This window comes from Humidesulfovibrio mexicanus (genome assembly GCF_900188225.1).
Classification (GTDB): Bacteria; Desulfobacterota; Desulfovibrionia; order Desulfovibrionales; family Desulfovibrionaceae; genus Humidesulfovibrio; species Humidesulfovibrio mexicanus.
In genome coordinates this window covers 103,217-117,263 of the sequence record NZ_FZOC01000004.1, presented here as the reverse complement: position 1 = coordinate 117,263, position 14,047 = coordinate 103,217, and the positions used below count along the sequence as shown (strand labels likewise).

Below are 14,047 nucleotides of genomic sequence, written 5' to 3'. Positions count from 1 at the left end.
ATCGAGATGGGGAGTGATGTGGTGCAGTAGGGGCTATCCTTTGTCGCGCCGTGATTTATATTCGTGAGAAGCCTTTAAAAAACCTTCCCTCCAACGTTCGCTCCAACCTCTAGAAAAGTCGTCTGGACTAACGTTGCCATTGTCAACGATAGCGAGTGCTGCAACTAATAGAGTGTCGAGGGAGAAAGACTTCATATCAGTTGCAGTCATGTAAAGCTGTGCCGCAAAAGCAATGTCGGATCGGAATGTTTGTATTTCTCTATACGCGTCCTCTGGAGTAGTAATGTTTTGTCGTGACAGAATGTTTGCTATTGCTGGATAATATTGTTCTCGCTCCGTTGTATAGGCGTTGAGGCCAGTAATTGCTAAATCTTGTATAATTCCAGAGACAATGCCTGACTTGAGTATTTCTCTTATGTCTGATTCTGATAAACGAGTGCAATTCTCTTGCTTTTCTGGTTCGCTTGTGAACGAGCTTTGCAATTGTTGCTTTAGGTCTAAAAAAGTCATGTCGGTGAGTTCTAAAAGAGCCGCAAGTCTATTCATCATTCTTTTGTGCTCTGAAGGTACCTCCTTGTTATAAAATAAGGATCGTGACTTTTCTGCCCAGGCATGTTCAAGTTGTGTTCTGATTTGGATTTCAAATTTTCTAGTTCCGAAGGCTTCAAGTCTGTATTGCTTGAGGATCTGCTGAGGTAAGGACGCGATAATATGGATTGAAGAGTACCCGAACTCGCCCTCGGCTGAATCATTGCTCGTGTCTCTAGAATGAACTTCATCTACCGTTAGACGCTTTCGTATGGTCTCGGCAACCGCGTTCGCTTCGTCCTTGTAGCCGACGACAATTCTGAACCCTGTTATGTCCGTAATTTCTTGGATAGGGTTCTTGTAAGGCTTTCCTCTCGAGCAAGCTTTAGCGATGAAGCTATCAATGTCCTTTGTTCTTTTGCTGAGGCTATCTATTTTGTGCTGCGTTAGAATCTCAGCTAGAACTTTCTCTAAATGCTCAAGGAAAACATCACGGAGTGATGCTTCCGTTTCGTAGTCAGCAAAAATTTTAATGGGGTCTAGCGCTGTTTTTTTTTGCATGTGGCCCCCAAGGCGTGGATCAATACTGGTGAATTGTGAGCCCCCCTCACGCCCCCTCTTCCTCCTTCCCCTTCCGCCACGGCATCTCCTCCCCACGGTCCAGGCGCAAAATGTTTTCCCTATGCCGCCAGAACAGGAACAGCATCACCGCCAGGGCCAGCGGAATCATGCCGATGTTGCCCGTGAGCAGGCAGAAGAAGGGCAGGGTGAGGGCCAGCGTCAGCGAGCCCACCGAGACGTAGCCTGAAAGCCAGATGACCCCAAGAGTGCAGATGGCCGCAAGAATAAGCGCGACCGGCGCCAGCGCCAGGAACACGCCCACCGTCGTCGCCACGGCCTTGCCGCCCCGGAAGTTCAGCATGGGCGAGTACGCGTGGCCGAGAATCGCCGCCAGGCCGATGAGCGACAAGGCCAGCCAGCCGGTTTCCGCGCCCACCGCCAGCGCGCAGGGAATGAAGCCCTTGAGCAGGTCCAGGGCAAGGGTCAGCACGCCCCAGGGGGTGCCGCACAGCCGCGCCACGTTGGTGGCGCCCACGTTCCTGCTGCCCGCATCGCGCGGGTCTATGCCCTTGACGAAGCGCGCCACATACAGGCCGAAGGGCACCATGCCCAGGCCGAAGGCCATCAGAAACAGCAGAAACGCGACCATGCGGACTCCTTGCGCGGGTAATGGAACGTACGCACCCTTGTACATGCTTCGGGCCGGGTTGCAAAGCCCCGCCAAACGGCGCTTGTGCGCGCCCCGGCCGGGCTGCGGCCTTGTGCGCCGCGCGCGGAAGGTGTATCACCCTGCAATCCCGATTTTCGCTGGAGGCGACAATGGCCGAGACCAAAAGCTGCGGCTGTGGCGAGCACCTCATGGGCTTGCCGGAAATAGACTTCTCCACTTTCGTGCTGTCCCTTTCGTCCTCCGCCATGGTGCACCTGGGCGAGGCCCCGGACCCCAGCACCGGCACGGTGGACTACCAGCCCCACCTGGCAAAGCAGGTCATCGACATCCTGGGCATGTTGCAGCAGAAGACCGAAAAGGGCCTCTCCGACGAGGAGAAGAAGCTCCTGTGCGAGATGCTCTACACCCTGCGCATGAAATACGTGAGCAAGGCGGGCTAGGCATGGCGAACACGCGCATTCCCGTCGGCTTGGTTGGGGTCACCGGCTACACCGGCATGGAGCTGGCCCGCATCCTGGCCGGGCACCCCGGCATGGAGTTGGTGCGCGCCACCAGCCGCTCCGAGGCGGGCCGCCCGCTCTCGTCCCTCTACCCCTTCCTTTCCGGCCCGGGCGAGCTTGGCCGCATGGGCGCGCTCACCATCACCCAGCCCGACCCGGCGGACCTGGCCGCCGCGTGCAAGCTGGTGTTTCTGGCCGTGCCGCACAAGACCGCCCAGGACATCGCGGCCGCGCTCATCGCCAAGGGCGTGAAGGTGGTGGACCTTTCCGCTGATTTCCGCCTGCGCGACAAGAATGTGTACGAGAAGTGGTACGCCACCCCGCACACGCAACAGGCGCTCTTGGCCGAGGCCGTGTACGGCCTGCCCGAGTTGTACCGCGAGGACATGAAGCGGGCGCGGCTCATCGCCAACCCCGGCTGCTACCCCACGTCCGCCATTCTGGGCCTGCTGCCCGCCCTGGAGCAGGGCCTTGTGAGCGCCAGCGACATCGTTGTGGATTCCAAGAGCGGCACCACCGGCGCGGGCAGAAAGGCCGGGGTGGGCACGCTGTTTTGCGAGGTCTCCGACAGCTTCCGCGCCTACAACCTGACCCGGCACCGCCACACGCCGGAGATCGAGCAGGAGGCGTCCCGCCTGGCGGGTGAGGCTGTGGCGCTTTCCTTCAACACGCACCTGCTGCCCATGAACCGAGGCATTCTGTCCACCATCTACACCAAGCTGGCCCGGCCCCTGAGTCTGGCCGAGGCGCACGCGGCCTACGCGGAGCGCTACGCCGCGGAAGGCTTCGTGCGCGTGCTGCCCGCAGGGCAGCTGCCGGAGACCCGCTTCGTGCGCGGCACCATGTTCTGCGACATCGGGCTGGCGGTGGATGAGCGCCTGGGGCGGCTCATCATCGTGGCCGTCATCGACAACCTCTGCCGGGGCGCGTCGGGCCAGGCTGTGCTGGGGGCCAACCTCATGCTCGGCCTGCCCGAGGACCAGGGCCTGCACTTGGCCCCGCTGATGCCCTGAGGGTCAGAGCGTTTTCCAAAGGACGCAAGAACGCCCCGGATCGCCGCAGCGGTCCGGGGCGTTGGCTTTGCGGGCTTGCCCCCTATGCGCCCAGGCCCATGCCCGGCCGCATCATTTGGCCTGTGAGCGGGGTGTCGTAGCCGCCCAGGTCGCGCATCCTGCGCTGGAAGTCCTCGCGGCCGATGACCTCCCGCAGGGTCTGGATGCGCGGGTCGGAGAGGTGCGCCGTGGGCAGCACCAGGTCGTAGCGCTCCAGCGCCAGGGGCACGAAGTCCAGGTCCAGCGCCTTTGCCGCGGCGAAGATGCCCAGGCCGCAATCCGCAGCAAGGGTGAGCACGTTCACGGCCACGGCCATGTGGGTGTACTCCTCGCGCTCGTAGCCGCGCACGGACGCAGGCGCAATGCCCGCCTGGGACAGGTGGTGGTCCAGCAGAATGCGCGTGCCCGCGCCGCGCTGGCGGTTGATGAAGGATATGTCGGGCCGGGCCAGGTCGGCCACGCCGCGTATGCCCTTGGGGTTCCCCTTGGCCACCATGAGCCCCTGGTGGCGGATGGCCAGGTTCAGCACCGTCAGGTCCATGCCGGGCAGGTGCTTGGCGAGGAAGGGGAAGTTGAAGTCGCCCGTTGCGGGGTCGAAGAGGTGGCAGCCCGCGAACAGGGCGGCGCCATTTTTGAGGGCCGTCAGCCCGCCCATGCTGCCCACGTGGCTGGACACCAGTTGCAGCGGCTCGGCCAGGCCCATGAGCTCGTTTGCCAGCAGGTCCAGGATGTTGTCGTGGCTGCCGATGTGCACCAGCACGGCGTCCAGCCCGGAGAGCGGGGTCAGCAGCTCGGCCTCGATCATGGCGTCCTGCTCCAGGCCCTCGCTCTGGGCCGGGATGCGGGTGACGGCCTGGGCCTTGGTGAGGCTGGTGATGAGCCCGGCCCCGCGCGCCAGGGGCGCGGCCACGTAGCCTTGGCCAACCTTGCCCACGGCCAGCCGCACAATCTCCTCCAGGCCGGGACGGCTTGGGGTCTTGCGGGCCAGCCGCGCGCGGATGCGTGTCCGGCCCGGCGGGCTTTGCCGCACCAGCCAGCGGACAACGGGCTCCAGAACGTCCTCCAGGCAGACCACGGCGCTGACCGGATATCCCGGCGCGCCCACCAGGAGCCGCCCGGCGAATTCGCCTTCGCTGACGCCCAGCACGGTCGGCTTGCCCGGCATCACGGAAATGCCGTGGGCCAGCACGCGGCCCAGGCCTTCGAAGGTGGCGCGGGTGAAGTCCTTGCTGCCCGCGCTGGAACCCGCGCCCACCACCACGATGTGCGCGCCCCCGGCCAGGGCGTTGGCCACGGCGGCCGCCAGGGCCTCGGGCCTGTCGGGAACGGGCGGGGTGAAGGAGGGCTGCGCGCCCCAGGAGGCCGCAATGGCGCGGAACACCTGGGAGTTGGACTCGATGACCTGCCCGGCCTTGGGCGTGGGGCGGGCCGTGAAGTCCAGCACCTCGTCTCCGGTGGGAATGAAGGTCAGGCGCACGCGTTCCCATACGTCCACCTCGTAGATGCCCGCGGCCAGCAGCGCGCCCACGTCGTAGGGCGAAAGGGCGTGGTTCTGCGGGAGCAGAAGCTCCGTGGCCACAATGTCCTCGCCGATGCGGCGCACGTGCTGCCAGGGGAAGGCCGGGGCCTCTATGCGCACGCTGTTGTCGCCCGCCTGCTCCACGTGCTCGATCATGACCACGGCGTCCATGCCCTCGGGCAGGGGGTGGCCGGTGTTCACGGGCGCGTAGTCCCGGCCCTTGGCCAGGGTCACGGGGCTGCCCTCGCGCGCGGCGAAGGTGTCGGCGGAGCGCACGGCGATGCCGTCCATGGCTGCGGAGTGGAAGGTGGGCGAGGAACAGCGCGCGAAGATGGGCTGGCTGGTCACCCGGCCGCAGGATTCATGGGCGGTCACGGTCTCTTGCCGGATGAGGGCGGCGCGGTCGAGCGCGTTCTTGGCGCGGCGCACGGCCTCTTCCGGGGCGATGGTGGAAAGGTAGATGTTGCGGTCGTCGGTGTCGCTCATGGCCGCCTCCTGATATGTCTCATATGGCAGAGGATGCCCCATGCGGCGATTGGGTGTCAAGAAATTGGGACTGATGCGCTCTCAGCCCGTGCGCTGCGCCCCTGCTTTGGGCGCAGGCGTTGCGGCGGACTTTGGCTGCGGCTTGGCCTGGGCCTTGGCTGTCGGCTTGGCTGCAGGTTTTGCCTGGGTCTTGGTCGGCGGCTTGGCCGCAGGCTTTGCCTGGGCTTTGGCGGCCTTTCCTTTGGCTGACGCGGCTTTGGTGGCCGGAGCGACCGTTGCAGGGACCACAGGACCGGAAGGCTGGGCCGAGCGGGAGTCCTCGGGGTCGCGGCGGCGCTGGAAGCGGTTCACCGCGCGGTTGTGTTCGTCGAGCGTGGCGTTGAATTCGTGGCTGCCGTCGCCCTTGGCCACGAAGTAGAGGAAGTCGTGTTTCTCCGGGGCCAGCGCCGCCTTGAGGGATTCGAGCCCTGGCGAGCAGATGGGGCCTGGAGGCAGTCCCGCGTGGGCGTAGGTGTTATAGGGATTCTGGGCGTCCTCCAGGTGGGCGCGTTTAAGGTCGCCGTCGAAGTCCGGCCCAAGGCCGTAGATTGTGGTGGGGTCGCACTGCAGGCGCATCCCCAGCCTGAGGCGATTGGCGAATACTCCGGCGATGCGCGGGCGCTCGGCAGGGTCGCCGGTTTCGCGCTCCACAAGCGAGGCCAGGATGACCACGCGGCGCAGTTCGTCAGGCGGGGGCGGGCCTTGGGGCCAAAGCGCTTTGGCGCGGCGGCCGAATTCCTTGAGCATGGCCTCCACCACGGCGGCGGCGTCGTCCTTCCCGCGCGAAAGCTGGTAGGTTTCGGGGAACAGGTAGCCTTCGGCGCTGGCGGCGGGCACGCCATGGCGTTCAAGCAGGGTGGCGTTGTGCATGGCCTGGACGAAGCGTTCGCGGTCGGCAAGGCCGTGGGCCTCGTAGAGCCGGGCTGTCTCCCACCAGGGCAGGCCCTCGCGCACGGTCACCCTGCGCTGTATGCCGTTGGTGGTGGTGATGACGCGCAGGATGTCCCAGGCGCTTTGGCCCGAGGAGAGCAGGAACTCGCCCGCCTTGGCCCGCTGCGCGCCGCCGCAGAGCCGGGCCAGGAGGGTGAAGGCCGGTGCGCTCTTGATGACCCCCTGGGCCTCAAGCTCGCGGGCGATGGCGGGCAGGCTCATGCCGGGGCGGATGAGCGCAACGGCCTCGCGGCCGGGCGTGTGCGCCGGGGCGAGGAGGAACGCCGCGCCGCCGCCCGCCGCCGCCAGCACAAGGGCCAGGCAGAGCAGGAGCCGGAACAGGCGGCTTACACGGGGTTTTGGCCGATCCAGGTTTCCAGGATCTGCACCGCCGCCTGGCTGTCCAGATGCGTCTTTCTCTTCCGGCTGCACAGGCCGGCCTCCTTGAGCTGGGCGTCCGCCGCTGCGGAGCTCAGCCGCTCGTCCATGAGGTGTACGGGCGCATCGATGCGCCGGGCAAGGCTTGCCGCAAAATTTCTGGCCTGACGCGTGGTGAGGGAATCTTCACCATCCAGGGTGAGGGGCAGGCCCACCACCACGGCGTCGATTCCTTCGGACCGGATGAGGGTCGCCAGCTCCTCGAAAAGGCTGTCGCGCGTGGTGCGTGCAATGGTCGGGCGGGGAAAGGCCATGCGCCCTTCCGGGTCCGTTATCGCCAGGCCCACGCGGACCTGTCCGTAGTCGATGCCGAGCACGCGCATGTGGCTGTCCTGTTTCGCTCCGCCGTGGCGGGGTTTCTGCCGGATGGACCGGGCGCGCGGAGTTTGGGGCATAGGCGTGCCGGGTGTCAAGGGCGATGGCCCTTTGGGGCTGGGGTTGCGCAACCCTTTGCGTCGTGGCGCGTCATCTGCTAGTGGGGGAGGGACACATCCACGAGGGTTTTCCATGCATGTGACCGTCCTGCCCCGCCGCGACGGAGGTTCCGCCGGGCCGCCGTCCAGCCCGCGCAAGCCTTGGCTGGCGGCGCTGGCCTCTTTCCTGTTGCCTGGCCTGGGACAGCTGTACAACGGCCGTTTCCGCAAGGGCGCGGGTCTGCTGTGCCTGGCCGCGGCCTGGCAGCTGTTGGGCATCGGCGCGGTGGAAACCTTTCGCTGGTGGCTGTCGTCCCTTGCGGGCTATCTGCTTCTTTCCCTGTACGCCGCCTGGGAGGCCTTGCGCACGGCCCGCAGGCTCACGCATTTCGTCCCCGGCCCCAGGAACAGCCTTCCGGTCTATCTGGGGGCCGTGGCGCTCATGGCCACGGCGGCCATCGCGGCCGGGCAGGCGGAGCGCTGGGCCTTCCCCATCTTCGCCGTGGCCCAGACCTCCATGCGGCCCACCCTGCGCTCCGGCGACCGCCTGCGCTGCCAGGCCTTGCGCCCGCGCGACATTGTCCGGCGCGGACAGCTGGTGGTGTTCGAGTACCCCTCCGAGCACTCGCTGATCTTTGTCAAGCGTGTGGTGGGCCTGCCGGGCGAGGTGGTGGAGGTGGCCGACGGGTCGGTGTACGTCAACGGCGATCCCATCGACGAGGGCTACTACGCCATGCGCGGGCCGGGCAGGAAGAGCCTGGACATGCCCCCGGCGCGCCTGGCCCCGGACGAGTATTACGTCATGGGCGACAACAGATACGCCTCCTTCGACTCCCGCAGCTTCGGCCCGGTGAACCGGGCGCGGATGCTGGCCACGCCCCTTTATGTGATCTTCTCCCGGGACGATTTCGGCCGCGTCTACTGGGACCGCATCGGCCTGCCCGCCAGATAGGCCCGCAGGGGGCCGGACCCCTTGCCCGCATCCACGCCCGCGCACGCGCGGGGATAAAAAAAAGGCCGGAACCCTTGCGGATTCCGGCCTCGTATGAAGCGGGGATTGCGGCTGGGGGCTAGTACATGCCGCCCATTCCGCCCATGCCGCCCATGCCGCCCATGCCGCCGGGCATGGCCGGAGCGGCGCCCTTGGGCTCGGGCTTGTCGGCGATGGCGCATTCGGTGGTGAGGAGCAGGCCCGCCACGGAGGAGGCGTTCTGCAGGGCGATGCGGGTCACCTTCTTGGGGTCGATGACGCCGGCCTTGATGAGGTCTTCGTAGACGCCGGTGCCGGCGTTGAAGCCGAAGCCGTCCTTGCCGTCCTTGACCTTCTCCACCACGATGGAGCCTTCGAAGCCCGCGTTGGCGGAAATGGAGCGCAGGGGCACCTCGATGGCGCGGCGGATGATGTCGATGCCGGCCTCTTCGTCGTCGTCCACGGCCTTCACCTTCTCAAGCACCTTCTGGCTGCGCACCAGGGCCACTCCGCCGCCGGGCACGATGCCTTCCTCGACGGCCGCGCGGGTGGCGTTCAGCGCGTCTTCCACGCGGGCCTTCTTCTCCTTCATCTCGGTCTCGGTGGCGGCGCCGACATGGATGACGGCAACGCCGCCAACGATCTTGGCCAGGCGCTCCTGGAGCTTTTCCTTGTCGTAGCTGGAGCTGGTCTCGTCGAGCTCGGCGCGGATCTGCTTCACGCGGGCGGTGATGTCGGCCTTCTGGCCCTTGCCGTCCACGATGGTGCAGGATTCCTTGTCGATGACCACGCGCTTGGCCTGGCCCAGGTCGTTCACGGTGGCGCTCTCAAGCTTCACGCCCAGGTCTTCGGAGATGCACGTGCCGCCGGTCAGGATGGCGATGTCCTGGAGCATGGCCTTGCGGCGGTCGCCGAAGCCGGGGGCCTTGACGGCGGCCACGTTCAGGGTGCCGCGCAGCTTGTTGACCACCAGGGTGGCCAGGGCCTCGCCCTCGATGTCCTCGCTGATGATCACAAGCGGCTTGCTCATCTTGGCCACCTGCTCCAGCACGGGCAGCATGTCCTTCATGGAGGAGATCTTCTTCTCGCAGATGAGGATCAGCGGATCGCTCATCTCGCAGGTCATCTTCTCCGGGTTGGTGACGAAGTAGGGGGAGAGGTAGCCGCGGTCGAACTGCATGCCTTCCACCACGTCCAGGGTGGTCTCCAGGCCCTTGGCTTCCTCGACGGTGATGACGCCTTCCTTGCCGACCTTGCTCATGGCCTCGGCGATGATGTTGCCGATGGTGGCGTCGTTGTTGGCGGAGATGGTGCCGACCTGGGCGATTTCCTTCTGGTCGCGGGTGGGCTTGGCCATTTTGCCCAGCTCCGCGGTGATGGCCTCCACGGCCTTGTCGATGCCGCGCTTGATGGCCATGGGGTTGCGGCCGGCGGCCACGAGCTTCACGCCCTCGGAGAAGATGCCCTGGGCCAGGATGGTGGCGGTGGTGGTGCCGTCGCCGGCCACATCGGAGGTCTTGGAGGCGACTTCCTTCACCATCTGGGCGCCCATGTTCTCGAACTTGTCCTCAAGCTCGATCTCCTTGGCCACGGTCACGCCGTCCTTGGTGATGAGCGGGGAGCCGAAGCTGCGGTCGATGACCACGTTGCGGCCCTTGGGACCCAGGGTGACCTTGACGGCGTTGGCCAGCTTGTCCACGCCGATCTTCAGCTTCTCACGCGCCTTGGCGTCGAAAATGATCTCTTTGGCCATGGTGGGGACTCCTTGAAATGTATGCCGCGCGCGGCGGCGTTTGGTTCAGGTGCGGGCGCGCGGGTGTTTCGCCGCGCCCGTCAGGCTGCCTCTTTGCGGATTGCGCCGACCTATTTCTCGACGATGGCGAGGATGTCGTCCTCGCGCAGCACCAAGTGCTCAACGCCGTCGATCTTGATCTCGGTGCCCGCGTACTTGGTGAACAGCACCACGTCTCCGGCCTTCACGGCCATCTTGACCAGGGAGCCCTTGTCGTCCAGCTTGCCGGGGCCGGCGGCCACCACCTGGCCCTTCTGGGGCTTCTCTTTGGCGCTGTCGGGGATGATGATGCCGCCGGAGGTCACTTCCTCGGACTCCAGGCGCTTCACCAGAACACGGTCATTGAGGGGCTTCAACTTCATCGTTTCGTTCCTCCGCGAGTGTGATGTGTGTGGTGTGTGCGGCGGCCAGCGCAGGTGATCTGCGTGCAATCGGCCGCCGCCAGTGTGCGAACAATGCGCGCCGCCTGCAACTGGCGGGGCGCTTGAAGCATGGCTTACATAAACACGCTCTTGGTGCTGTCAACACGCGCGGAGGAAAAAAACGCCGGGGGAGTCAGTCTGCTTCCGGATCCGTTTTCGGGTCCGTTTCCGGCACGGGGGGCGCGCCGATCTGGGTGCGGCCGTACAGCTCGCACGCGCCGCGCAGCTCTTCGGCCAGGGCGCGGCCTCCCGCCAGGGTCAAGGCTTCTGCCGGGGCGCGCCAGCCCCAGTTGCCCTTGGCCTGGCCGGGGGTGTTCATGCGCGCCTCCCTCCCCAGGCCCAGCAGGTCCTGGGCCGGGATGACGGCGTGGTTGGCCGGGCTGGCAAGGGCCAGGCGGACCATTTCGCGCACAATGGTCTCGGCCGTGGGCGCGTGCCCCAGGTAGCGGGAGAGCACGCGGCGCACCGTGGGCGTGGTTTCGGCCTCGAACCAGCCGCGCGTGGTGGCGTTGTCGTGGGTGCCGGTGTAGACCACGCAGTTCTTTTCGTGGTTGTGGGGAGAATCCGGGCTGGTGGGCGTGTGCGGGCCAAAGGCGAACTGCAGCACCTTCATGCCGGGAAGGCCGAAACGCTCCTTCAGGGCCACAACCTCCTCGGTGATGAGGCCCAGGTCTTCGGCGATGAGGGGAAGCGCGCCATGGGCGGCCAGCAGGGCCTCGAAGAAGGCCGCGCCCGGGCCGGGAACCCAGCGGCCGTTGATGGCGGTTTTCTCCGTGGCGTCTATCTCCCAGTAGGCCTCGAAACCGCGGAAGTGGTCCAGCCGCACCACGTCGAAAAGCCCAAGGTTGTGCCGCAACCGGCTGATCCACCAAGAGAAACTCTGGGCTTCGCAGGCCTCCCAGTCGAACACGGGATTGCCCCAGCGCTGGCCGGTCTTGCTGAAGTAGTCCGGCGGCACGCCCGCCACCTTGAGGGGCGCGCCGTCCCGGTCCAGCGTGAACAGGCCGCGGTTGGCCCATACGTCGGCGGAGTCGTGGGTCACGTAGATGGGCACGTCGCCCACCAAATCGATGCCGAGCGCGCCGCATTCCCACTTAAGCCGCCCCCATTGGCGGAAGAACAGCCACTGGCAGAACTGCTGGTACACGATTTCGCGGTGCAGCCGCGTTCCGTAAGCGCCCAGGGCGCGCTCCTCCCGGTCGCGGATGTCCTTGGGCCAGCCGGTCCAGCCCGCTCCGCCCAGGTTTTGCTTCACGGCCATGAACAGCGCGTAGTCCGGCAGCCAAGAGGCGTTGTCGCCCACAAAGGCCTGGAACGCCGGGTCGTCCTCCAGGCCGCCGGGGCCGCCAGACATCAGCCTGTCGAAGATCCTGCGCAGCAGGGCGGCCTTGGCGCGCTCCACGGTCGGGAAGTCCACGCGCTCCGTGCGCGGCGGGACGAATTCCTCAAGCTCCGCCTGGGACAGCAGCCCGTCCTCGGCCAGCAGCTCCGGGCTGATGCACAGGGTGTTGCCCGCAAAGGCGGAAAAGCTGGAGTAGGGCGAGTTGCCGAGGCTGTCGGCCGTGGGGTTGAGCGGGAGAACCTGCCAGCGGCTCTGCCCGGCCAGGGCCAGGAACTCCGCGAAGCGCAGGGCCTCTGGCCCCATGTCGCCGATGCCGAAGCGTGAGGGAAGGGAGGTGAGGTGCAGCAGCACGCCGCTGGTTCGGGTCTGGGGGGGCATGGGGCCTCCTGCGGCCGTGGGGATTGGGCTTTGCGCGGCCAGGGACCACCCTATACGTCTTTGCGTCCGGACGGAAGGGCGCCCCCGCGCCCCTTCGGGCCTGGGGCGGCATGAAACGGCGGAGCGCAGGACGCGGAAAGCCCGGCGGCCTTGGGGACCGCAGGGCGTCCAAGCCTAGAGCACGACCACGGAGTTGTCGGCGTCGGCGAAGCTGTTGAACACGTAGCAGTCGGCCTCGGTGTCGTTCAGCCATTGGCCCGCGTCCGTGACGTAGCGGTACTGGTAGCTGGCCCCGGCGGGCAGCTCCAGGCTTACGGTGAACACTCCCTTGGCCTTGCGCATGGGCGCGGGTTTCCAGGCGTTGAACTCCCCGGCCAGGAAGAGTTTCTTGGCCCCGGCCGCAGCCTCTTCAGGCAGCGAAAAATCGACCTTGCACAGGGTCTTGTCCTTCGAGGGCTTCTTGTTCAGCGGCATGGCGTCCTCCCTTGCGAGTATTGCTTCTTGGCCCGGCGAGCTGGGCCGGGCCGCACGTGACACGCGGCGCGCTAGACGCGCGCGCCCAGGGAACGATACAGGTCGATGTACTGCGCGGCGGATTGCTCCCAGCTGAAGTCCTGGCCCATGGCGCGATCCACCATGGCCTCCCAGGCGGGCTTGTCGGCGTCCCAAAGCTCCAGGGCTTGCTGGATGGCCGCGAAAAACCCGTCCGGGGTGGGGTCCTGGAAGGTGAAGCCCGTGGCACCGGGGGCGGGATGGGGCACGATGGTGTCGCGCAGGCCGCCCACGGCCGTGGCCACCGGCGGCGTGCCGAAGCGCAGGGCGTACATCTGCGTCAGGCCGCAGGGCTCGTAGCGCGACGGCATGAGGAAGATGTCCGACCCGGCCTGGATGCGGTGGGCCAGGTCCTCGGAGTAGCCCACGATGACGCGCAGGCGGTCCTGGTGCACTTCGGCCAGTTCCTGCAGCCGGGCCTCGTGCTCCAGTTTGCCCTCGCCCAGCACGATGAGTCCCACCTCCCGCTCCATGAGCCGGGGGATGATGTCGATCAACAGATCCACGCCTTTCTGCCCCCGGAAGCGGCCGATGAAGCTCATGACCGGGCGGTCCTCCAACTGGTCGGGCAGGTGCATTTCCTTCAGGAGCGCGGCCTTGCAGTCCTTTTTGCCTTCTGCGCAGCCCGCCTTGTAGATGCACGGCAGGAATTTGTCGTCGCGGGGATCCCATACGCTGTAGTCGGCCCCGTTCAGAATGCCGCGCAGCACGCCGCGTCTTCGGGCCAGCATTCCCTCCAGGCCGCAGCCGAACCGCGGGGTCAGGATTTCCTCGGCGTAGGAGGGGCTCACCGTGGTCACGGAATCGGCGTAGGCGATGCCGGTCTTGAGCAGGTTGAAGTCGCCGTAGAATTCGGCCCCGTCCATGTTCCAGGCCTCCGCGGGCAGGCCGGATTCGAAGAACAGCCGCGAGGCGAAGCGGCCCTGGAAGGCCAGATTGTGGATGGTCAGGACCGTCTTGGTGTCTTTCCAGAAGGGGTCCGTGCGTCGCCAGAAGTGCAGATAGGCGGGCACAAGCGCGCTCTGCCAGTCGTGGGCGTGAATGACGGCCGGGGCCCAGTCGAGCCTGCGCGCCCACTCCAGCGTGGCGCGGCAGAAGAAATTGAAGCGCTCGCAGTTGTCGAAGTAGTCGCCCGCGTGGGTGTTGTAGAGGTTTCTGCGGTCGAAGTACTCGCCCCGGCCCACGAAGTAGATGGGCATTCCGTAGTAGTCGGCCTGGTAGATTTCCGCCGTGATGGGCGCCCAGGGGTAGCCCACGGGGCAGCGCTCCGTGAGCAGGCGCAGGCCGAACTCCGAGGTGTTCATGCGGCCGTAGAGCGGGGTGACCACGGCGGCGTTCACGCCCATGCGGAAGAGCGTCAGGGGCAGGGCCCCCAGCACGTCGGCCAGACCGCCGGTCTTGGAGAAAGGATACATCTCCGAGGTCATGAACAGGACGAGCGGCTTGATGCCCATG

Annotated in this window: 13 protein-coding genes; 3 read left to right on the top strand and 10 right to left on the bottom strand. The window is 66.0% G+C overall.

Annotated elements, in window-relative coordinates:
* Window positions 1-33 precede the first annotated feature (33 nt).
* A complete protein-coding gene (locus tag CHB73_RS09465; protein WP_089274334.1) occupies window positions 34-1,089 on the bottom strand; it encodes a GTP pyrophosphokinase in 1,056 nt (351 codons plus the stop codon).
* Between the two features lie 46 nt (window positions 1,090-1,135).
* Window positions 1,136-1,738, bottom strand: a complete 603-nt coding sequence (gene plsY, locus CHB73_RS09460; RefSeq protein ID WP_089274333.1) for a glycerol-3-phosphate 1-O-acyltransferase PlsY — start codon at window positions 1,736-1,738, stop codon at window positions 1,136-1,138.
* Window positions 1,739-1,908: 170 nt separating this feature from the next.
* Here plsY and CHB73_RS09455 point away from each other — a divergent pair, with 170 nt between their 5' ends.
* Both CHB73_RS09455 and argC read left to right on the top strand, forming a co-directional pair.
* Window positions 1,909-2,199: a DUF1844 domain-containing protein gene (locus CHB73_RS09455; RefSeq protein WP_089274332.1), complete on the top strand. Its 291-nt coding sequence runs from the start codon at window positions 1,909-1,911 to the stop codon at window positions 2,197-2,199.
* 2 nt (window positions 2,200-2,201) lie between these two features.
* On the top strand, window positions 2,202-3,272 hold the full coding sequence (gene argC / locus CHB73_RS09450) for an N-acetyl-gamma-glutamyl-phosphate reductase (RefSeq protein WP_089274331.1): 1,071 nt from the start codon (window positions 2,202-2,204) through the stop codon (window positions 3,270-3,272).
* A gap of 82 nt (window positions 3,273-3,354) precedes the next feature.
* On the opposite strand, the gene CHB73_RS09445 is transcribed toward argC, so the two are convergent.
* The 3 genes from CHB73_RS09445 to ruvX all read right to left on the bottom strand — a co-directional run bounded on the left by CHB73_RS09445 (window position 3,355) and on the right by ruvX (window position 7,046).
* On the bottom strand, window positions 3,355-5,316 hold the full coding sequence (locus CHB73_RS09445; protein WP_089274330.1) for a molybdopterin biosynthesis protein: 1,962 nt from the start codon (window positions 5,314-5,316) through the stop codon (window positions 3,355-3,357).
* 81 nt (window positions 5,317-5,397) lie between these two features.
* Window positions 5,398-6,717 (bottom strand): endolytic transglycosylase MltG, encoded by a 1,320-nt coding sequence (mltG, locus tag CHB73_RS09440; protein ID WP_235641576.1) that lies wholly within the window; start codon window positions 6,715-6,717, stop codon window positions 5,398-5,400.
* Window positions 6,633-7,046 (bottom strand): Holliday junction resolvase RuvX, encoded by a 414-nt coding sequence (ruvX, locus tag CHB73_RS09435; RefSeq protein ID WP_089274329.1) that lies wholly within the window; start codon window positions 7,044-7,046, stop codon window positions 6,633-6,635. The genes mltG and ruvX overlap by 85 nt, the downstream gene beginning before the upstream one ends.
* 184 nt (window positions 7,047-7,230) lie before the next feature.
* Between ruvX and lepB the strand changes: the two genes are divergently transcribed.
* A complete protein-coding gene (gene lepB, locus CHB73_RS09430) occupies window positions 7,231-8,088 on the top strand; it encodes a signal peptidase I (RefSeq protein WP_143337355.1) in 858 nt (285 codons plus the stop codon).
* A gap of 118 nt (window positions 8,089-8,206) precedes the next feature.
* On the opposite strand, the gene groL is transcribed toward lepB, so the two are convergent.
* The 5 genes from groL to glgA form a co-directional block, all read right to left on the bottom strand.
* A complete protein-coding gene (gene groL, locus CHB73_RS09425) occupies window positions 8,207-9,859 on the bottom strand; it encodes a chaperonin GroEL (protein WP_089274327.1) in 1,653 nt (550 codons plus the stop codon).
* Window positions 9,860-9,969: 110 nt separating this feature from the next.
* Window positions 9,970-10,260, bottom strand: coding sequence for a co-chaperone GroES (gene groES / locus CHB73_RS09420; RefSeq protein ID WP_089274326.1), 291 nt, complete (start codon window positions 10,258-10,260; stop codon window positions 9,970-9,972).
* 193 nt (window positions 10,261-10,453) lie between these two features.
* Window positions 10,454-12,040, bottom strand: coding sequence for a 4-alpha-glucanotransferase (malQ, locus tag CHB73_RS09415; protein WP_089274325.1), 1,587 nt, complete (start codon window positions 12,038-12,040; stop codon window positions 10,454-10,456).
* A 174-nt stretch (window positions 12,041-12,214) separates the two neighbouring features.
* Window positions 12,215-12,514, bottom strand: coding sequence for an isoamylase early set domain-containing protein (locus CHB73_RS09410; RefSeq protein WP_089274324.1), 300 nt, complete (start codon window positions 12,512-12,514; stop codon window positions 12,215-12,217).
* 71 nt (window positions 12,515-12,585) lie between these two features.
* Window positions 12,586-14,040, bottom strand: coding sequence for a glycogen synthase GlgA (glgA, locus tag CHB73_RS09405; RefSeq protein ID WP_179217010.1), 1,455 nt, complete (start codon window positions 14,038-14,040; stop codon window positions 12,586-12,588).
* Window positions 14,041-14,047 lie beyond the last annotated feature (7 nt).

Coding starts and splice junctions, on each gene's coding strand:
- groES (WP_089274326.1), bottom strand. CDS start 10,260: ATGAAGTTGAAGCCCCTCAATGACCGTGTTCTGGTGAAGCGCCTGGAG.
- CHB73_RS09455 (WP_089274332.1), top strand. CDS start 1,909: ATGGCCGAGACCAAAAGCTGCGGCTGTGGCGAGCACCTCATGGGCTTG.
- CHB73_RS09410 (WP_089274324.1), bottom strand. CDS start 12,514: ATGCCGCTGAACAAGAAGCCCTCGAAGGACAAGACCCTGTGCAAGGTC.
- lepB (WP_143337355.1), top strand. CDS start 7,231: ATGCATGTGACCGTCCTGCCCCGCCGCGACGGAGGTTCCGCCGGGCCG.
- argC (WP_089274331.1), top strand. CDS start 2,202: ATGGCGAACACGCGCATTCCCGTCGGCTTGGTTGGGGTCACCGGCTAC.
- plsY (WP_089274333.1), bottom strand. CDS start 1,738: ATGGTCGCGTTTCTGCTGTTTCTGATGGCCTTCGGCCTGGGCATGGTG.
- groL (WP_089274327.1), bottom strand. CDS start 9,859: ATGGCCAAAGAGATCATTTTCGACGCCAAGGCGCGTGAGAAGCTGAAG.
- CHB73_RS09445 (WP_089274330.1), bottom strand. CDS start 5,316: ATGAGCGACACCGACGACCGCAACATCTACCTTTCCACCATCGCCCCG.
- ruvX (WP_089274329.1), bottom strand. CDS start 7,046: ATGCGCGTGCTCGGCATCGACTACGGACAGGTCCGCGTGGGCCTGGCG.
- CHB73_RS09465 (WP_089274334.1), bottom strand. CDS start 1,089: ATGCAAAAAAAAACAGCGCTAGACCCCATTAAAATTTTTGCTGACTAC.
- malQ (WP_089274325.1), bottom strand. CDS start 12,040: ATGCCCCCCCAGACCCGAACCAGCGGCGTGCTGCTGCACCTCACCTCC.